Source organism: Pseudarthrobacter phenanthrenivorans (assembly GCF_000813845.1).
In the GTDB taxonomy this organism is placed as follows: Bacteria; Actinomycetota; Actinomycetes; order Actinomycetales; family Micrococcaceae; genus Arthrobacter; species Arthrobacter phenanthrenivorans_B.
This window is the reverse complement of sequence record NZ_JWTB01000032.1, coordinates 66501-85130: the sequence shown is the minus strand read 5'-3', so window position 1 is coordinate 85130 and position 18630 is coordinate 66501. Positions and strand designations below refer to the sequence as shown.

The window sequence follows — 18630 nt, the reverse complement described above, 5'->3', positions numbered from 1 at the left end:
GGTAGCCGCGAGGGGGCCCCGCGCCGAGCTTGCGAGGTGCGGGGAGCGGCAAGCGGTAGCCGCGAGGGGGCCCCGTGCCGAGCTTGCGGGGTGCGGGGTGCGGGGAGCGGTAGCCGCGAGGCATCTGTGCGGCGCAGATTCCCTGGCGCGCACTATATGTGGGTCGCGAAAAGGAATGTGCGCGTCACAGGTGGATGTGCGCGTCGGGGAGTCGGATGCGCGTCACAGGTGGATGTGCGCCTCGGGGAGTGGGTCCGCGGCGGAAGCTGCCGGGCCGCCGTCGTTCCCTTAAACGCGCTGCGGCAATCTGGAGGAATCTATCGATTAGCCGCAGGACCGGGCTTACGGTAGAGGAGTGACTGATCGCCCCGATATCTATACCGTTGGTGAACTGCGTGCGGCAGGCCACGTCCAGAAGGACCTGCGCCACGAAATCCGCGACAACCTCCTGGCCGCCCTGTCTGCCGGCCGGGACCCGTGGCCGGGCCTCTTCGGTTTCAGCCGGACCGTGATTCCGCAACTCGAGCGGGCCCTCATCGCCGGGCACGACATTGTGCTGCTGGGCGAGCGGGGACAGGGCAAGACCCGCCTGCTCCGCACCCTGGCGGGGCTGCTGGACGAGTGGTCGCCGGTGATCGAGGATTCGGAGCTGAATGAGCACCCGTTCGATCCGATCACGGAGCAGTCCCGCGCCCGCGTGCTGACCGAGGGTGACCGGCTCCGGATCGCCTGGCGGCACCGTTCCGAACGCTACGTCGAAAAGCTTGCCACCCCCGACACCTCCGTGGCCGACCTCGTGGGCGATGTCGACCCGATGCGGGTGGCTGAGGGCCGCCGCCTGGGAGATCCGGAAACCATCCATTACGGGCTGATACCCCGCTCCAACCGCGGCATCATTGCCATCAACGAACTTCCCGACCTCGCCGAACGCATCCAGGTGGCCATGCTCAACGTCATGGAGGAGCGGGACATCCAGATCCGCGGCTATGTGCTGCGGCTGCCGCTGGACGTGCTGGTGGTTGCATCGGCCAACCCGGAGGACTACACCAACCGCGGCCGCATCATCACGCCCCTGAAGGACCGGTTTGGAGCCGAGATCAGGACGCATTACCCGATCGAGCTGGAGGACGAGGTGTCGGTCATCCGCCAGGAAGGCCAGCTGGTGGCGGACGTACCGCCGTTCATCCTGGAAATCCTGGCACGCTACACCAGGGCGTTGCGGCAGTCCCCGGCCATCAACCAGACTTCCGGCGTGTCCGCGCGGTTCGCCATTGCCGGTGCGGAGACGGTGGCCGCGGCCGCCTTGCGCCGCGCAAGCCTGCGGGGCGAGGACCAGCCAGTGGCCCGGATCATCGACCTGGAGCCGGCCGTGGAAGTCCTGACCGGCAAAATCGAGTTCGAATCCGGCGAGGAAGGCCGCGAACAGGGAATCCTTGACCACCTCCTGCGCACCGCTACCGCGGAAGCGGTCAGGGCCCACTTCCAAGGCCTGGACATGGGACCGCTCGTGGCCGCCCTGGACGGCCACCGCACCGTCACCACCGGGGAACAGGTCACGGCGCAGGAATTCCTGGGCAACCTGCCCTCGCTGAACGGCTCCGGCCTCTACGACGAAATAGGCCGGCGCCTGGGTGCAACGAATGACGGACAGCTGGCGGCCGCCGTCGAACTGGCCCTCGAAGGCCTCTACCTCGGCCGCCGGATCTCCAAGGAATCCGACGACGAGGAAACCATTTACGGCTAGGCACGGGAGGCAGCATGGCCATCCACAAGCGGTCCGCCAGGTACGGCCGCTACACCGGCGGACCCGATCCGCTCGCCCCGCCGGTAGACCTGGCCGAGGCGCTCGACGCCGTCGCCGAAGACGTGATGGCAGGCTATTCGCCCCGCCATGCCCTCCAGGAGTTCCTGCGGCGCGGCGGCCGGAACCGGGACGGGCTGGACGACCTTGCCCGGCGGGTCCAGCAGCGCCGGCGCGACCTGCTCAGCCGGCATCGCCTGGACGGCACCCTGGACGAGGTGAAGAAGCTCCTGGACACCGCGGTGCTGGAGGAGCGCAAGCAGCTGGCCCGCGACGCCATGATGGACAACACCGACCGTGCCTTCCGGGAGATGCAGCTGCAGAACCTGCCGGCTTCCACAGCCGCGGCGGTCAACGAACTGGCATCCTACGACTGGCAGTCAGGCACGGCCCGGGAAGCCTACGACCGGATCAAGGACCTGCTGGGCCGCGAAGTCCTCGAGCAGCGGTTTGCCGGGATGAAGCAGGCGCTGGAGTCCGCCACGGACGAGGACCGTGCAGCGGTGAACGCCATGCTGCGGGACCTCAACGAATTACTGGCGAAGCACCGGCGCGGGGAAGACACCGATGCCGATTTCCAGGAATTCATGGCCAAGCATGGCCAGTTCTTTCCGGAGAATCCGCAGTCGGTGGAGGAACTGGTGGACGCGCTTGCCCAGCGCGCCGCGGCCGCCCAGCGTCTCCTGCAGTCGATGTCCCCTGAGCAGCGCGATGAGTTGATGCGGCTGTCCGCGCAGGCCTTTGGTTCGCCGGAGCTGATGGACCAGCTCAGCCAGCTCGACGCCACCCTCCAGGCCCTGCGCCCGGGCGAGGACTGGACGGGCTCGGAACGGTTTGAAGGACAGGAGGGGCTGGGCCTGGGCGACGGCACCGGGGTGCTGCAGGACCTCGCCGAGCTCGACGAACTGTCCGAGCAGCTTTCCCAGTCCTATAACGGCTCCAGGCTCGATGACCTGGACCTGGACGCCCTTGCCCGCCAGCTGGGGGAAAATGCGGCCGTGAGTGCCCGCACCCTGGCGGAGATCGAGCGGGCCATGCAGGACGGCGGGTACCTCCGGCGGGGTGCCGACGGTGACCTGCGGTTGTCGCCCCAGGCCATGCGCCGGCTCGGGAAGTCGCTGCTGCGCGACACGGCGCGGCAGCTGTCCGGACGGCAGGGAAACCGGGATACCAGGACGGCAGGGGCAGCCGGTGAGCAGACCGGCTCCAGCCGGCAGTGGGAGTTTGGGGATGCCGAACCCTGGGACGTCACCCGCACCATGACCAATGCCATCCGGCGTACCATGGCCGACGGCGGCGACCCGGCCCGGGGATTGCGCCTGGCCGTCGACGATATCGAAGTGTCCGAAACGGAGGCCCGAACCCAGGCCGCGGTGGTCCTGCTGGTGGATGTTTCCTTCTCGATGGCGGCGGAGGGCCGGTGGGTGCCGATGAAGCGGACCGCGCTGGCCCTGCACCACCTGGTGTCCACGCGTTTCCGCGGCGACCGGCTGCAGCTGATCACGTTCGGCCGCTACGCGCAGTCCATGGACATCGGCGAACTCACGGCGCTGCCCGCGCTCCGCGAACAGGGGACCAACCTGCACCACGGGCTGCTGCTGGCCGGCAGGTTCTTCCGCCGGTGCCCGTCCATGCAGCCCGTCCTGCTGGTGGTGACCGACGGTGAACCCACCGCCCATCTTCTGCCTGACGGAGACTCCTGGTTCAACTGGCCGCCCGATGCGGAGACCATCCGCGCCACCGTTGCCGAGCTCGACCGGCTGGGCCGGTCCGGCGTCCACACCACATTCTTCCGCCTGGGCAACGACCCCGGCCTCGAGAGGTTCATCCATCGGATGGCCCGGCGCGTGGATGGCCGTGTGGTAGCGCCGGAGGTGGGCGACCTGGGCGCCGCGGTGGTGGGCGAGTATCTCCGCGCCCACGTCCGGAGCGCCTACGCCGACGGGGACTGGTTCTAGGCAGCTTCCGGGCATAAGGTGGCCGGCATGGGTCAGTTGATGGTGGATTTGATCATCACATTGGACGGCTGCGCTTCCGGCGAGGGGTGGCCGGGCTGGTGGGGCCTGGAGGGGCCGGAGTACCTGGCCTGGCTCGAGCAGGAGGCAGGCCAGGAGCGCACATACCTGATGGGAGCCAACACCTACCGCCTCATGTCCGGCATGTCCGCCGACGCCGCGGGTGCAGGCGGGGAATATTCGGACAACGAAAGCGCCTCCCTGACGGGCCTTGCCGCCGTTCCCAAGATGGTGTTTTCGTCCAGCCTGGCGGAGCCGCTCCAGTGGCCGAACTCGAGTCTGGTGGCCGGGGACGCCGTCCAGGCCGTGGGGCGCCTGAAACAGCAGCACCCGGGGCTGCTCAGCACCCTCGGCAGCCTCAGCCTGTGCCGGTCACTGGTGGCCGCCGGCCTGGTGGACCGGTTCCGGCTGGTGGTCTTCCCCTTGATCACCGGGCGCACCGGAAGTGAACGGATCTTCGAAGGCTACCCCGATGTCGCCCTGGACATGGTGGACAGCAGGACCTTTGACGGCCGTCTGCAGTTGCTGGAGTACGTCCCGCGGGTGATCGACGGTCCTCCCCGCGGCGGCGCGGAGTAACACGGCGCTGGCGTCCCGGTGTGGGTCACCGGGCCTGTTGCAGAACCACGACCTCGGTTTGGTAGGCCTGGGATGACCGCATGCTGCCGCGGAACCAGCACACCACGTGGACGTCCGGGTCTCCGGGCGGAACGATCGGCCGGAGGTTGTCCTCCCGGGATTGCGACGTGATTGCCTCCCATTCCCACGTCCGCCCCTCGTCCCGGGTCCGTCCGCGGTAGATCTCGTAGTGGCCGGTGGCTTCCCCGGACCGCGGATCGACGGGCGTGGAGACGTACACGGTGTCCAGGTCGTAGGGGTCTACGGCCCCGAGGCCGGTGTAGTCCTGCTCATGGGGGAGCAGGCCCGGGCCTGCGACGGCGAGGTGGGACAGGTTCCACTGCACGCCGTCAAAGCGGGCGTACAGCAGCCGGTGGTCATCGACGTCGAGCCTCTGTTCCCGCTCCAGGGCACCGTTCACATCGTTGGCCCGGCAGCTGATGATCGCCGCAAGCCGGGCCCCCTGGCCGCGGAGGTCAACCGTCCAGCCATGTGTCAGGACGTCCCCGCCCAGCTCGGTGCCGGCTTGGAAGACGGTGGTCAGGGCGTCCTGGTTGACGCCCGGTGAACCGACCAGTGGCTTGCCGGCCACCCGTCCCTCGGCATCATGCAGCGCCCCACCCCGGATAAAGCCGTGATAGATGCTGTTGTTGAAGTCGCGGGGATGATGATCGGTGGTGATGAGGTCGATGCGGTCCAAGCCGTTGCCGGCGTACCGGGTGTACCCGTTGACGTAGCCCACCTTGGGCCGGGTGAAGAGCTTGCCTGCATACTGCCAGGTACTTCCGTCGTCGTCCGATACCAGCATGCAGGGGTCGTCGTTGATGGCGCGGACAAAGTTGTAAACACGGGACTCGGCATCCAGCCGGTACAGGTTCGAGTAGGTCGCGCCACGGCCGCCGGCCAGCCCGGTCCAGTCGAAGCATTGTTCTTCCCTCCATTCCGAGGCGTCGTGCGGCCGGGCAGAGACCCGCCAGCGGGAATAGTTGTCCGTCTTGTGCCTGGCATACATGGCCAGGTAGTGCCCGTCAGGCCTGATCAGCAGGGCCGGGGCGTCATGGTCATCCGGCTCCAGCCTGTGGTGCAGGACGTGCACGCTGCTCTGCCCGGAGGCCAGGTCAAGCACCGAAAGCTCTATGTTGCCGCCCCGGCTGACCCCGCCGGGACCTTCCGGAGCGGCCACGGATCCCACCAGCAGCGTGTTGCTGACCGGGTCCACGAGGGCGCGTTCGTCCTGGAACCAGCACCATGCGCCGTTGTCGTTGATGATGGTCGGCTGCGCGGGCACGGCACGTCCGCCGTCAAGGCTGGATGTCATTCCGACATCGTCACGTACCTTTGGCGGCGGGTCAACGGGAAACCGGTATCCGGTCATGCGCTGCATTCGGCAGCCCTTCCATTGATGGCCCGCCTAAAGTACGTGAACAACGGTCCGGACCCGGGCCGCCGTTGGGCCTGCCCGGCCTGGGGTTCACCTCGGCCTCTTTCCGGGCTGACACGGGCCACGGTTCCTGCCGCACCGTGGCCACCTTGCGTGCCAGGACCCAACTTCCGTGTCAGGATCAAGGTATGCCCCAGCGCCTCATGCTGCTCGACACTGCGTCCCTGTACTTCCGTGCCTTCTACGGCCTGCCGGACACCATCCGGCGCCCGGACGGAACGCCGGTCAACGCCGTCCGCGGCCTGCTGGACATGATTGCCCGTCTCAGCGCCGACTACCACGCCACCCACCTAGTGGCCTGCTGGGACGATGACTGGCGACCGCAGTGGCGCGTGGACCTGCTCCCCACCTACAAAGCCCACCGGGTGGCCGAGGCGGTTCCGGACGGCGCCGACATCGAGGTGGTGCCCGATGGCCTCCAGGCTCAGCTGCCCATGATCCGCCACGTGCTGGAGTTGGCGGGGATCGCCATCGTCGGGGCGGCCCGTCATGAGGCCGACGACGTCGTGGGCACCTATGCGACCCACGCAGGCTGTCCCGTGGACGTCGTCACGGGCGACCGCGACCTGTTCCAGGTCTGCGACGACGAGCGTGCCGTCCGCGTGATCTACACCGCCCGCGGGATGAAGAACCTTGAGGTCATCACGGAGGAAACGGTGGTGGCCAAATACAAGGTCCTGCCGCAGCAGTACGCCGATTACGCCACCCTCCGGGGGGACGCCTCGGACGGCCTGCCCGGTGTTGCCGGGATCGGCGAGAAGACGGCAGCGTCCCTGCTGCTCAAGTACGGCACCCTCGAGCGGCTGCTCGCGGCGGCCGATGACCCGGGCGGCGGCGTCGCCGCGCCTGTCCGGGCCAAACTGTCAGCGGCGGCCCCGTATCTTGAAGCAGCGCCCGCCGTCGTGCGCCTGGTACGCAACCTTGAGCTGCCCACCCTGGAGGAAGCGGGCGCGCAGCTGCGTCCCGTGACAGGTGGGCGGCGCACCGAGCTGGAGCAGCTTGCCGTCGACTGGAACCTCGGCGGCTCCGTCCGGCGCCTGCTCGCCGCGCTTGATTCGCTGGGATAGCACTTTTCCCACCTCCAGTAAGGGTCCAGGGCGTCAAGCAGTGACATAAAAGTGCTTCGGGAACCGGAAGCGGATGACGCCGGATGTCCGGGAATGACACTGCGTTTCGGTCCGCGTCGGCCCATGTCAGGCGGGTTGAACCGGCGGATTTGGCGATGGTTTGGTGAGGTAACGATCCAGACGAGAGGCCTTTCCATGACAGTTACTTCAGATCTCGCACCACGCCGGCTTCGCGATATTTTCGGAACCTTCGCCAGTGGCCTGACGGTGATCACGGGCTCGACGCCCGGCGGTCCCGCCGGATTCACCTGCCAGTCGTTCGCGTCGTTGTCTCTGGAACCGGCGCTGGTCACCTTCAGCCCGGCCCGTACCTCAACCACCTGGCCCGCCCTGCGCGACGCCGGCTCGTTCACCATCAACATCCTCCCGGCGGAACAACAGCACCTCGCAGGGCAGTTCGCGCGGTCCGGGGCGGACAAGTTCGCAGGCGTCAGCCATGCGCCCTCGCCGCTCGGCAACCCGGTGCTGGACCAGGCGCTGGCCTGGATCGACTGCGAAGTGCACGCAGAGTACGACGGCGGCGACCACACCATCGTGGTGGCGGCCGTGCGGCACCTTGATGCCCGGCACGACGCGCACCCCCTGCTGTTCTTCAAGGGGCAGTACGCCGGCCTTGCCCCGGCGCAGCGTCTCCTCGAAGCGGCGGGCTGAATCCGGCCACCACCGCGGCCCGTCCGCCCGACGCCGCCCGTCGTGCCCTTGCCATGAAGCCATCAGGTAGTAAGCTTGCTGAGCATTACTAGTAAGCTTGCTGATTAAACCGGATGGGAGCAGGAGCCATGGGAGCGATTTTCGGTACGGCCCTGTCAGTCATGCTGACCGTAGGCGGAGCAGCCGCAGCCGCAGGCGGGCAATACCGCCTGGCCGGACACGTTCTCCTTGGACTGGGGATTGGCCTGCTGGCGGCCACCGTCCTGCGCGCAGGTGCCCGGATGCTGCTCGCACGGCAGGCAACCCGGGCCCGGAACGCCCGGCTGGAGCCGGCCGCTCCTGCCACGGTGACAGTTCTGCCCGTCCGTTCCGCGTCCGCCGTACCGCTGCGGGGCCGGCATGCAGCCTGAGGTGGCAGTGCCCACAGGGCCGGCAGTGCCTACGGGACCGCACAGTGTCCAGGGGGCGCCGGTGCTGCTGTCCGCAACCGCACATCCAACAGCCGGTCCCCGCCGCGGCGTCCGCGGCGTCGTCATCCTGTGCTGTGCCCTGCTGGCAGGGCTCCTGGTGGCCGGCGCGGCAGGATTCCGTCCCGGCGTCAGTGAAGAGAGTGTGCTGCGGGGGTTCCAGGTCCGGGTGCTGAGCATCAGCCAGGCCGCGGCGGAGAACAGGATGGATGGGGCGCTGGCCGCACTCCAGGCCCTGGAGAAGGACTTGAACGAGGCAGCGGCGGCCGGCCGCCTGTCTGCTGCGAGATACCGCGGCATCGAGACTGCCCTCGCCGCGGTCCGGGCTGACATCGCCACCCAGGTGGCGGCTGCGGCGCCGGCGGCGCCCACCGCCACGGCACCGAACGCTGCCGGGGCGGCTCCTGCACTGGCCGAGACCGCCGGCACCAATCCCGCTCCCGCTGCACCTGAGGTTCCTGCCGCAGCACCGGAACCGGCGCCTGCCCCGCAGGGCCCGGGTTCGCAGGCGCAGGACGGCTCCCAGGGGCAGGACGTGGCCAAGGAAGCCAAGGGGAAGGGCAAAGGCCAGGGCAAACCCTGACCGAAGCCCTGGCCGAGGCGGAAAAGGCCGGCTCCCGCAACGGTTGGAACTGCAGGGCCACTGCCGCCCGGGGGGAGTGGTCAGGGCAGAATGGATGGATGATTCCTCCTGACGGCAACTCCGGCGACGGCTTCGACCTCGGGGCGATCGGTGCCGGGCTCGCCTTCGAAAACTCCCTTGGTGTCCTGGAAGCGGCCCTCCGGGGAGGCGGTTCGCCTGGCGCCGCCGTCGTCCAGGCCCCGCCGGGAACAGGCAAGACCACGCTGGTCCCTCCGCTGCTCGCAAATCTTTACGGCCGGTCCGGCCGTGTGGTGGTCACCCAGCCGCGGCGCGTGGCCGCCCGGGGAGCCGCCCGGCGCCTCTCTGCGCTTGACTGCAGTAATGCTGCCCGCCGCGTCGGCTACACGGTCCGTGGGGAACGGCAGGCCGGGCCGGAGACGGTGATTGAATTCGTCACCCCGGGCATCCTGGTGCGCCGCCTGCTGGCCGACCCGGGGCTCGACGGCACTGCCGCCGTCGTCCTGGACGAAGTCCACGAGCGGGGCCTGGAAACAGATCTCCTGGTGGGCATGCTCGCCGAGGTCCGTGCCCTGCGCGGCAACCTCGCCGTCGTCGCCATGTCCGCCACGCTGGACGCGCCCCGCTTCGCGGCCCTGCTGGGGGATCCCGACGGCGGCCAGCCGGCGCCCGTCGTCGACTGTCCTTCCGTGAACCATCCGTTGGACGTGCAGTGGCTCCCCGCTCCGGCTCCCCGGCTGGACGCCAGGGGAGTGGCGCGCGGTTTCCTTGACTTTGTCGCCGCCACGGCCGCGGACGCCCATGCCCGGGCTCTTGGCACTGACGGCTCCGTGGATGCGCTGGTCTTCCTGCCGGGCGCCAGGGAGGTCTCCCTTGTTGCCGGGGCATTGCGCAGCAACCCGGGCAGCCACGCTGAAGTCCTGGAACTGCATGGCCAGGTGGGGGCAGCCGAGCAGGACAGGGCGGTATCGGGGCGCGGGCCCGGGGACCGCCCCCGCATCATCGTCTCCACCGACCTCGCCGAATCCTCCCTGACGGTGCCGGGGGTCCGGCTGGTCATCGACTCCGGGCTGGCCAGGGAACCCCGGAGGGACTCCGGCCGGGGCATGAGCGGCCTGGTCACTGTTTCCTGTTCCCGGGCGTCGGCCGACCAGCGCGCGGGGCGTGCCGCGCGGCAGGGCCCGGGGAAAGTGGTGCGCTGCTACTCGCAGCAGGCGTACGGGGCCGCACCCGCGCACGTCACTCCGGAAATCAACGTCGCGGACCTGACCGGCGCCGCCCTCACCCTCGCCTGCTGGGGCGCCCCGGGCGGGAAGGGGATTGTCCTGCCGGACCCGCCTCCCCGCCAGGCCATGGCGGACGCTGTGGAAGTGCTCCGGGAGCTCGGTGCGGTATCCGGCGATGGCCAGGTGACGGCAGCGGGACGTGCCCTTGCCGGGATACCCGCGGATCCGCGGCTTGCCCGCGCACTGCTCGACGGCGGCACCTCCGCCGGGGGCCGGTTTGCCGCCGGGGTGGTGGCGGCACTCTCCGGAGACCACCGTGCACCGGGCGCCGACCTGCCCTGCCTGCTCTCCCAGCTCCGGGCCGGCGGCCAGGCGGGACAGCGCTGGGCGGAAGAAACCAGGCGGCTCGCTGCCCTGGCGGGCCGGCACCAGGCCGGCGCCGGACTGGTTACCGCCGACGCCGGCACAGACGCGGAGGCGGTGGGCGCCGTCGTCGCCCTCGCCTTTCCGGACCGGGTGGCACGCCGCGTCCCCGGCGGCGGGGACGCCGGGCAGTACCTGCTGGCGTCAGGGACGCGTGCCGGGCTGCCTGCCGGCAGCAGCCTGTCGGGCCACGAGTGGCTTGCCGTGGCCGAAGTGTCCCGGGCGGAAAGCCGGGATGCGGCCGGAACCGGTGCCGTGATCCGGGCCGCCGCCCCCATTTCGCCCGGCACCGCCGAAAGGGCGGCATCCCATCTTCTGATGGACGCGGTGGACGCGGAATTCACCGATGGCAGGCTGTCAGCGCGGAGGACCAGGAAGCTGGGATCCATCGTGCTCTCCTCCACCCCGGTGCGCCCCTCGGCCGAACAGGGCAGGAAGGCCGTGGCGGCCGCGCTGCGGTCCGGAGGGCTGGCGGCACTGCCGTGGTCGACGGCGGCGGACGCCTTCCGGCGCCGGCTCGCGTTCCTGCACCGGGAACTGGGGGAGCCGTGGCCTGATGTGTCCGCGGCAGCCCTGCTGGACCGGCTGGATGAATGGCTGGGGCCTGAGCTGGAAGAACTTGCCGGCGGCAAACCTGTTTCCTCGATCGACCTGGCAAACCCCCTGCGCCGGCTGTTGCCGTGGCCTGAGGCGGTCCGGCTGGACGAGCTCGCGCCTGAAGCCTTGGCGGTTCCCAGTGGCTCCACGGTCCGGATCGACTACCCGGACCCGGACGACGGCGGTGCAGCACCCGTGGTGGCGGTAAAACTGCAGGAGTGCTTCGGACTGGCCGAGTCGCCGAGGCTGCTGGACGGCCGCGTGCCGGTCCTGTTCCATCTCCTGTCCCCGGCCAGGCGTCCGCTCGCCGTGACGGATGACCTGACCTCGTTCTGGTCCGGCCCGTATGGCCAGGTGCGCGCGGAAATGCGCGGCCGCTACCCCAGGCATCCCTGGCCCGAGGATCCGTGGTCGGCGCCGGCCACCGCACGGACCAAGCAGCGGAAATAGCTGTACTCCGCCGATCCTGTCAGGTGGTGGGCCGGCACGTGAGTTAACCGATACACGGCCGAAACCTCACGTGCCCCCGATGAAACATGGGCTGGCTAGGCTCCTTCCCACGTGGACGGTGTTGTCCACCCCTCCCAGGAAGGACCGAACATGTTTCCCTTGAATACCCTGAACCTGCTGCTGGACGGCCGCCATGACGAGGACAGGCGGGCCCGGGAAGACACTTCCCCGGAGGCTTTCCCGGCCGGGCGCCTCACCTCCGCCGCGTGGGAAGGGTGGTGGCTCGAGGACGCCGCCTAGCGGCCGGCGGTCCCGGCGCTACCCCAGCAGCCCCGTTTCCGCCATGAGTTCGGTGAGCCAGGGCCGGTGTTCGCGGTGGAAGGTGATGCCCTCGGGAAGCCCCTGCACAGTGGCCTCCGAGCCGACAACATCGATGGTCATCCGGCTTCCGGCGATGGGTGCGTTGGTCAGGTGGACGTCCCCATAGGATTCGGGCAGGACGGGGTCCAGCCAGAAACCGCCCCGTGACACGTGCGCGTCGTACCGCATCAGGCTGGTGATGAGCATGATGGGCGTGGTCGCCGCCCACGCCTGGGGGGAACAGGCCGTGGGATAGGGGACCGGCTCACTGACCTGCTCCCTGCTGAATCCGCAAAACAGCTCAGGCAGCCGGCCGTCGGAAAATTCGGCGGCCTCCAGCAGGGCGGTGGAGATCCGCTGTGCCTCTTCCACGAACCCGTAGCGCAGCAGCCCCGCAGCGATGATGGCGTTGTCGTGGGGCCATACCGACCCGTTATGGTAGCTCGCCGGATTGTAGGCGCCCATGTCGGTTCCCAGCGTCCGGATGCCCCAGCCGCTGAACATCTCGGGCGACATCAGCCGCTCCACCACTGCGGAAACCTTGTCGTCATCCACGATGCCGTGCCACAGGCATTGACCCATGTTGGAGGCACAGGCATCCACCTGCTTTTTGTCACGGTCCAAGGCAACAGCGAAGTAGCCACGCTCCGGCAGCCAGAACTCATCGTTGAACTTCTTCTTCAGCCGCTTGGCCTCGCCGGTGAGCTGCGCCGCGAGAGGCTCGTCCCCCGCGTCGTAAGCCATCCACGCGCGGGACAGCAGCGCGCTGTAGACCAGGGCCTGGACCTCGCAAAGTGCGATCGGCGGTTCGGCCAGCCTGCCGTCGGCGAAGTTGATGCCGTCCCAGGAATCCTTCCAGCCCTGGTTGACCAGGCCCTGGTCGTTGAGGCGGGAATACTCGACGAACCCGTCGCCGTCCTTGTCCCCGAACTCCCGGACCCAGTCCAGGGCCCGGTCGGCGTGGGGGAGCAGGGCGGCAATGGTGTCCCTGGCGAAGCCCCAGCGGCTTACCGAGCCCAATGCCATGACAAATTGCGGGGTGGCGTCGACGCTGCCGTAGTAGACGGACTTGCCGCCCAGGGCGAGCCCGCTGGAAACCCCCAGCCGTACTTCGTGCAGGATCTTCCCGGGTTCTTCCTCGCTCATCGGGTCGACGACCTTGCCTTGCCTGTCCGCGAGCGTCTGCAGCGTGCCCAATGCCAGGGAAGGGTCCACGGGCAAGGCCATTTCGGACGCCCAGAGCGAGTCGCGGCCGAACAGCGTCATGAACCACGGCGCGCCTGCCGCCACCACGATCCGCTCCGGATGGGCGGGGTCCTGGATCCGGAGCGCGCCGAGGTCGTCGTAACTGCGCCGCAGCGTCCTTTCGATGGACCGGTTGCCCATGTGAAGCTTGGGGATCTTTTCCACCCATTCCCGCCGCCGGCGGTCGCTGGGGGACATGTCAGGCGCCGTGGGGTGCCGGTGCGACGACGCCGGGGCCGGTTCATCGCCGCTGACCGGGACCACGCTGAGCTGCCTGCTCCAGTGCCCGTGCGGCGGCACCAGTGCCTCGTAGGTCAGGACGTCGGGGGTGGCGACGGCGCCCTCTGCGTGCACGAAGACCCGTTTGAGGACGTCGTGCCATACCGCGCTGATGGTCAGGGAGTCGCCCTCATGGCTGCGGGATTCCTCCCAGGTCCTTTGAATGCGCGCCTCCTTCACTTCGAACAGGTCGGCGAAGTCGGATTCGGCCCGGACGGAGACGGTGCAGTTTGCCGGCTCGGACGAATAGTTCCGGATGGTGATCCGTTCCGACACTCCGGCCGCTACTTCGCGCAGGCGTTCCACGACCAGCGGGCTGTCCGCATATCCATCCGAGCGGGGGACCCGGCCGATGAACAGGGCGCGGTAGGGCTCCTTCACGTCAGCCGCCAGCGGCTCCAGCGGCTTGCCGTTCACCCGCAGGTCCCAGCGGGAAAGGATGCGGGTATCTTCATGGAAGACACCGTGGGGGTGCTCGGGGTGGATGTCCCCGTTGGGGAGCGAGATGCAGAAACAGGACCCTTCCACGAGGGTGATGTTTCCGGCTCCGACCGGACCGGCAGCAGTGTCAGCATTCCAACCAGCCATCGCCGGTCCTCCATCGATAGATGTTGCCGGGGCCGACGGTCAGGACAGAGGGAGGCGCCGCCGCAACCCCACACATTAGACGCTACGCCGTTGGCCCCCAACGTGTAAGGGGCCGGCCTGCAACCGTCAGGCCGGCTCTCCGCCGCGGGCCGCGATGAAGCCGGTCACGGGTGCGGCCAGAGATGCGCCTGCCTCGTCGGCGGGCCGTTTCATTCCCGCCACCGCGAATGAGTGGTCGCCGCCCTCCACCCACTGCAGCACGGCGTTGGGCCCGATGCGGGATACAACGCCAGCCAGGAGGCCGGGCGTGGCGAAGGGGTCTCGGGTGCCCTGCAGGAACAGCATGGGCGTGGGCAGCCCGTAGAGGTGTTGGTCGCGGAGCTTTTCGGGCTTGCCGGGAGCATGCAGCGGGTAGCCGAGGTACACCAGGCCCGCAGCGGCCATGCCGTCGGCAACGGCCGTGGACGCCATCCGTCCGCCGAACGACTTGCCTGCAGCCCAGACCGGCCCGCGGTCTCCGTTGGCTTCGGCCTGTGCCTGGGCGGTGTCCATTGCTGCACGCCACGCGGCAATGGCCACCGGAGGGCGGTCAGGGAATTTACGTCCCGCCTCCCGGTAGGGGAAATTGAAGCGCAGGGTGGCCAGGCCCAGGCTGTTCAGGGCATCACAAAACCCGCGGAGGAACGGATGCTCCATGCCGGCTCCGGCGCCGTGCGCCACCACCACGGTGGCGGTGGGTGCCTTGGGGCGGGCGTAGACGGCGGAAAAGGTGGCGTCACCGGCGGCGACGGTGAGCTGCTGATCGGATGCGGGCATGGTTCCATCATGCCGGAGGGCGGCAGGATATGCCGGTCAGCGCCGGTGACCGGGTGTACGTTGTCCCCATGGCGAGTGAACAGACCACCATCACCGTTCCAGGTCCCAACGGCGGACGCGAGATGCGCATTTCCAGTCCCAGCCGGGTCCTGTGGCCCGACCTGGGGCTGACCAAGCTCGACCTCGCCCGCTATATCTGCGACGTGGGGGAGGCCTTCATCGCCGCCAACGGCGACCGGCCCGTGTCACTGCAGCGGTACCCGGACAACATCGACGGTGAGATGTTCTTCTCCAAGAACCCGCCCAAAGGCACGCCGGACTTCGTCAGGTCCGTCAAGGTGGTGTACCCCAGCGCCCGGTCCCATCCCCAGCTGGTCCTGGACGAACCTGCCGCCGCCGTCTGGGCCGTCCAAATGAACACGGTGGTCTTCCATCCGTGGCCGTCCCGGGCCGAAAACACGGACAACCCCGACCAGCTGCGGATCGACCTGGACCCGCAACCCGGCACGGACTTCGGTGACGCCGTTCCCGCGGCGCTGGTCCTGAAAGACGTCCTGGCCGAGGCGGGACTGGGGGCGTTCATCAAAACCTCCGGCAACCGGGGCCTGCATGTCTACGCGCCCATCGACCCCGTACGCGAATTCCTGGACGTCCGGCACGCGGTGATCGCGGCGGCACGGGAGGTGGAGCGCCGGATACCGGACCAGGTGACCACGGCGTGGTGGAAGGAAGAACGTGGCCGGCGTGTGTTCCTGGACTTCAACCAGGCCAACCGCGACCGCACCATCGCCGGCGCCTACAGCCCAAGGGCCCTCCCGCATGCCCCGGTGTCCTGTCCCCTCACCTGGGACGAACTTGGGCATGCCGTTCCGAAGGACTTCACTATCCTGACCGTGCCCGACCGGCTGAAGACGGTGGGTGACCCCTGGGCTGATTTTGGTGCCAACCCCGGCAGCATCGACGTCCTGCTCGAATGGTGGGTCCGGGACTGCAACGCCGGGCTGGGGGAGATGCCCTTCCCGCCGGACTATCCCAAGATGCCCGGCGAGCCGCCAAGGGTCCAGCCGAGCCGGGCGAAGAAGCAGGACTGACCCCGCCCCCGTCCCGGGGCGCTTTGGCACGGACCCGCCGCCCGCCGTCGGACATTGCGACGGCGGCACCTGCCAAAGTGCCCCGCACCCGTCCTATTCGAAGCGGGACGGGTCGCCCATGCCGCGCCGGACCACCTCGGCAACGCCGCTGGAAAAATCAACCACCGTGGTGGGTTCTGCGCCGCAGTCGCCGGCGTCGATCACGGCGTCCACCTGGTGGTCCAGGCGTTCCTTGATCTCCCAGCCGACAGTCAGCGGGTCTTCCTCGTCGGGCAGCAGCAGCGTGCTGGACAGCAGCGGCTCGCCCAGTTCGGCCAGCAGTGCCTGGACCACCCGGTTGTCCGGGATGCGCACGCCCACGGTCTTCTTCTTGGGGTGGAGCAGGCGCTTGGGAACCTCGCGGGTGGCGGGCAGGATGAAGGTGTAGCTGCCCGGCGTGACGGCCTTGATGCTGCGGAAGACGTCATTGCCGATGTTCACGAACTGCCCCAACTGTGCGAAGTCCCGGCACACCAGGGTGAAATGGTGCTTGTCGTCCAGGTGCCGGATGCTCCTGATCCGGTCCAGTGCCTCCCGGTTGCCCATCTGGGCCCCCAAGGCGTAGCAGGAGTCCGTGGGGTAGGCGATGAGGCCGCCGTCGCGGATGATTTTCACTGCCTGCGCGATGGCGCGGGGCTGCGGGTCATGGGGATGGACATCAAAGAATCGGGCCATCCCCCGAGCCTACGTTCCCGGGGCCCCGCTGCACCATGTTTGCGGTGCGCGGCGGTTTCAGGTGTGCGGCGGTTGGTTGTGGCCGGTGATCCGCTTCCGTTCAGCCGACGTGCACCCATGGCCTGCGCGTGACTTCAGGTTCGGCTTCGCGCAGGATCTCGCGGGTGACCGGGGCGATCTCGCCTTCGCCCAGGACCAGGAAGCGGAGCAGGTTGCTGACCGGGTTGCCCTCGGTCCAGCGGAAGTAGATGTGCGGCATCAGGCCGGTGACGTCGCGGATATGCAGCAGAACCGAGGCGATGGTGTTCGGCACCACCGGGCCCTGGACTTCCAGCACGGGAAAGCCGTGCCGGAGGACGCCACGCACCTCGAGCGCTGTCTCGAAGTCGGAGGAATCGCCCACTGTGACTTCCAGGAACAGCGGGGTGAAGTCGGCCGGGAAGTGGCTGGCCTCCGTGGCTGAAGCCAGTTTCTGCCGGTACGCTTCGGCGGTCTGCCGGAGGGGCTCATGAGCGATGATCCCGATCGGGCCGGACACGGTGGAGGCCATGAATTCCAGCGCCTGGGTGTCCAGCCGGACGTGGGTGGCGTGCAGTTCGAAGGAGCGCAGCACCCGGGACAGCACGGAAATGGTGATGATGCCCAGGATGAAGAACCCTGCGATCCGGATACCTTCCGGCCGTTCGAAGATGTTGGCCACCGTCGTGTACATGAAAATGACGGCAATGACGCCAAAACCTGCTGCCCGCCGTTGCCTGAGCCGGCGCGCGGACAGGGTCACCGCCACCGCGGCGGATGTCATCAGCACCAGCACGCCGGTAGCGTACGCACCGCCCTGGGCATCGACGTCGGCCTTGAAAAGGATGGTGACCAGGAACCCCGTCAGGGCGAAGACCAGGACCAGGGGCCGGACGGCTTCGGCCCATGCCGGTGCCATGCCGTACCGCGGCAGATACCGCGGCACCAGGTTCAGCAGGCCCGCCATGGCCGAGGCGCCGGCGAACCACAGGATGGCGACCGTGCTCAGGTCATAGACCGTGCCGAAGCCCGGGCCAAAGTAGGAGTGCGCCAGGAAAGCCAGGGCACGGCCGTTCGCGGCCCCATCCGGCTGGAACTCCTGCTCCGGGATCAGCACCACCGTGGCGAAACTGCTGGTCACCAGGAACGTACTCATAATCAGTGCCGCCGTGGTCAGCATCCGCCGCGTCCCCTGGATGCGGCCCACGGGGCGGGCTTCGATGTCATCGTCGCGGCCCCGGATCTGGGGCATCACGGCCACGCCGGTTTCGAAGCCGGACAGGCCAAGTGCCAGCCGGGGGAACACGAGCAGCGCCAGCGTAACGGCCATGAGCGGGTTGCCGTGGCTGGTGGTCAGCGCGTCCCACCAGTTGCTGACAGCCACTGGATGGCTGACCGCTTCCACCAGCGCCCGGGCCACCACCACGACGTTCAGTGAAAGGTACGCGACCACCAGCACGACGGCGACGCCGATGGCCTCCTTGAAGCCCCGCAGGAAGACCGCGGCCAGCAGCCCAAGCAGCACCAGGGTGACGGCGACGTTCTGGCCGTGCAGCCAGTCCGGGGCATAGGGGTTCTCAATGAGGTGGGCGGTGGCATCAGCGGCGGACAGGGTCATGGTGATCATGAAGTCCGTCGCGGCGAAGCCAAGCAGCACCAGTACCAGCAGCTTCCCGCCCCAGCGTGGCAGCAGCCGCTCCAGCATGGCGATCGACCCTTCGCCGCGGGGACTCTCGCCGGCAACCCGTCGGTAGACAGGCAGGGCCCCCAGCAGTGTCACGGCCACCAGGACCAGCGTGGCCAGCGGTGAGATTGCCCCCGCCGCCAACGCCGCAATGGCCGGCTGGTAGCCCAGGGTGGAGAAGTAATCCACGCCGGTCAGGCACATCACCTGCCACCAGTGCTGTTTCCGGTGCCGCTCCGGAACCACGCCCCCGGGCCCCTGGTGGGCGCCCTTGGCATCTTGCAGCCCAAAGAGCAGCCAGTCCCGCACGGCGCTCCTGCCGTCCCGCGGGAGTGCCGAGGGATCGGCGGGGGGCCTGCTCATGGTCGTCATCGGATGCCTTCCGTTCCTGGCCGGGCACGGCGCCGCGGCACTGCCG

Annotated in this window: 15 protein-coding genes; 10 read left to right on the top strand and 5 right to left on the bottom strand. The window is 68.7% G+C overall.

Annotated features, from left to right (window positions below; all coding sequences use genetic code 11):
- Positions 1–355 precede the first annotated feature (355 nt).
- The 3 genes from RM50_RS16410 to RM50_RS16400 are packed head-to-tail and all read left to right on the top strand — an operon-like array spanning position 356 to position 4395.
- Positions 356–1744 (top strand): sigma 54-interacting transcriptional regulator, encoded by a 1389-nt coding sequence (locus RM50_RS16410; protein WP_043454852.1) that lies wholly within the window; start codon positions 356–358, stop codon positions 1742–1744.
- A 14-nt stretch (positions 1745–1758) separates the two neighbouring features.
- Positions 1759–3759: a vWA domain-containing protein gene (locus RM50_RS16405; protein WP_043454850.1), complete on the top strand. Its 2001-nt coding sequence runs from the start codon at positions 1759–1761 to the stop codon at positions 3757–3759.
- Positions 3760–3786: 27 nt separating this feature from the next.
- Entirely contained in the window at positions 3787–4395 is a 609-nt protein-coding gene (locus tag RM50_RS16400; protein ID WP_043454848.1) for a dihydrofolate reductase family protein, read from the top strand.
- Positions 4396–4420: 25 nt separating this feature from the next.
- Here the strand turns inward: RM50_RS16400 and RM50_RS16395 are convergent, their stop codons facing one another.
- Positions 4421–5752, bottom strand: coding sequence for a BNR-4 repeat-containing protein (locus tag RM50_RS16395; RefSeq protein WP_043454866.1), 1332 nt, complete (start codon positions 5750–5752; stop codon positions 4421–4423).
- Between the two features lie 251 nt (positions 5753–6003).
- Here RM50_RS16395 and RM50_RS16390 point away from each other — a divergent pair, with 251 nt between their 5' ends.
- The 6 genes from RM50_RS16390 to RM50_RS20895 all read left to right on the top strand — a co-directional run bounded on the left by RM50_RS16390 (position 6004) and on the right by RM50_RS20895 (position 11717).
- On the top strand, positions 6004–6942 hold the full coding sequence (locus RM50_RS16390; RefSeq protein WP_043454846.1) for a 5'-3' exonuclease: 939 nt from the start codon (positions 6004–6006) through the stop codon (positions 6940–6942).
- Positions 6943–7137: 195 nt separating this feature from the next.
- Entirely contained in the window at positions 7138–7653 is a 516-nt protein-coding gene (locus tag RM50_RS16385) for a flavin reductase family protein (protein ID WP_043454844.1), read from the top strand.
- Positions 7654–7781: 128 nt separating this feature from the next.
- Positions 7782–8063: a hypothetical protein gene (locus RM50_RS16380; RefSeq protein WP_043454842.1), complete on the top strand. Its 282-nt coding sequence runs from the start codon at positions 7782–7784 to the stop codon at positions 8061–8063.
- 61 nt (positions 8064–8124) lie between these two features.
- On the top strand, positions 8125–8703 hold the full coding sequence (locus tag RM50_RS16375) for a hypothetical protein (RefSeq protein WP_052260297.1): 579 nt from the start codon (positions 8125–8127) through the stop codon (positions 8701–8703).
- 98 nt (positions 8704–8801) lie between these two features.
- Positions 8802–11417, top strand: coding sequence for an ATP-dependent helicase HrpB (gene hrpB, locus RM50_RS16370; protein WP_043454840.1), 2616 nt, complete (start codon positions 8802–8804; stop codon positions 11415–11417).
- A 150-nt stretch (positions 11418–11567) separates the two neighbouring features.
- Entirely contained in the window at positions 11568–11717 is a 150-nt protein-coding gene (locus RM50_RS20895) for a hypothetical protein (RefSeq protein ID WP_167562179.1), read from the top strand.
- Positions 11718–11735: 18 nt separating this feature from the next.
- On the opposite strand, the gene RM50_RS16365 is transcribed toward RM50_RS20895, so the two are convergent.
- Together RM50_RS16365 and RM50_RS16360 are read right to left on the bottom strand one after the other, a co-directional pair.
- Positions 11736–13889, bottom strand: a complete 2154-nt coding sequence (locus tag RM50_RS16365; RefSeq protein WP_043454838.1) for an amylo-alpha-1,6-glucosidase — start codon at positions 13887–13889, stop codon at positions 11736–11738.
- Positions 13890–14015: 126 nt separating this feature from the next.
- Positions 14016–14705, bottom strand: a complete 690-nt coding sequence (locus RM50_RS16360) for an alpha/beta hydrolase family protein (RefSeq protein ID WP_043454836.1) — start codon at positions 14703–14705, stop codon at positions 14016–14018.
- 68 nt (positions 14706–14773) lie between these two features.
- Here RM50_RS16360 and ligD point away from each other — a divergent pair, with 68 nt between their 5' ends.
- Positions 14774–15796: a non-homologous end-joining DNA ligase gene (ligD, locus tag RM50_RS16355; protein ID WP_052260306.1), complete on the top strand. Its 1023-nt coding sequence runs from the start codon at positions 14774–14776 to the stop codon at positions 15794–15796.
- Positions 15797–15889: 93 nt separating this feature from the next.
- On the opposite strand, the gene RM50_RS16350 is transcribed toward ligD, so the two are convergent.
- Together RM50_RS16350 and RM50_RS16345 are read right to left on the bottom strand one after the other, a co-directional pair.
- Positions 15890–16510: an L-threonylcarbamoyladenylate synthase gene (locus tag RM50_RS16350; RefSeq protein WP_043454834.1), complete on the bottom strand. Its 621-nt coding sequence runs from the start codon at positions 16508–16510 to the stop codon at positions 15890–15892.
- A gap of 100 nt (positions 16511–16610) precedes the next feature.
- Positions 16611–18584 carry a hypothetical protein gene (locus tag RM50_RS16345; protein ID WP_043454833.1) on the bottom strand — a complete coding sequence of 658 codons (1974 nt, stop codon included), beginning with the start codon at positions 18582–18584 and terminating at the stop codon, positions 16611–16613.
- Positions 18585–18630: the final 46 nt, after the last annotated feature.

What these genes read in the sequence shown, in the direction of transcription:
- RM50_RS16405 (WP_043454850.1), top strand. Translation starts at nt 1,759, where the DNA reads ATGGCCATCCACAAGCGGTCCGCCAGGTACGGCCGCTACACCGGCGGA.
- RM50_RS16400 (WP_043454848.1), top strand. Translation starts at nt 3,787, where the DNA reads ATGGGTCAGTTGATGGTGGATTTGATCATCACATTGGACGGCTGCGCT.
- RM50_RS16395 (WP_043454866.1), bottom strand. Translation starts at nt 5,752, where the DNA reads ATGACATCCAGCCTTGACGGCGGACGTGCCGTGCCCGCGCAGCCGACC.
- RM50_RS16390 (WP_043454846.1), top strand. Translation starts at nt 6,004, where the DNA reads ATGCCCCAGCGCCTCATGCTGCTCGACACTGCGTCCCTGTACTTCCGT.
- RM50_RS16385 (WP_043454844.1), top strand. Translation starts at nt 7,138, where the DNA reads ATGACAGTTACTTCAGATCTCGCACCACGCCGGCTTCGCGATATTTTC.
- RM50_RS16380 (WP_043454842.1), top strand. Translation starts at nt 7,782, where the DNA reads ATGGGAGCGATTTTCGGTACGGCCCTGTCAGTCATGCTGACCGTAGGC.
- hrpB (WP_043454840.1), top strand. Translation starts at nt 8,802, where the DNA reads ATGATTCCTCCTGACGGCAACTCCGGCGACGGCTTCGACCTCGGGGCG.
- RM50_RS20895 (WP_167562179.1), top strand. Translation starts at nt 11,568, where the DNA reads ATGTTTCCCTTGAATACCCTGAACCTGCTGCTGGACGGCCGCCATGAC.
- RM50_RS16365 (WP_043454838.1), bottom strand. Translation starts at nt 13,889, where the DNA reads ATGGCTGGTTGGAATGCTGACACTGCTGCCGGTCCGGTCGGAGCCGGA.
- RM50_RS16360 (WP_043454836.1), bottom strand. Translation starts at nt 14,705, where the DNA reads ATGCCCGCATCCGATCAGCAGCTCACCGTCGCCGCCGGTGACGCCACC.
- ligD (WP_052260306.1), top strand. Translation starts at nt 14,774, where the DNA reads ATGGCGAGTGAACAGACCACCATCACCGTTCCAGGTCCCAACGGCGGA.
- RM50_RS16350 (WP_043454834.1), bottom strand. Translation starts at nt 16,510, where the DNA reads ATGGCCCGATTCTTTGATGTCCATCCCCATGACCCGCAGCCCCGCGCC.
- RM50_RS16345 (WP_043454833.1), bottom strand. Translation starts at nt 18,584, where the DNA reads ATGACGACCATGAGCAGGCCCCCCGCCGATCCCTCGGCACTCCCGCGG.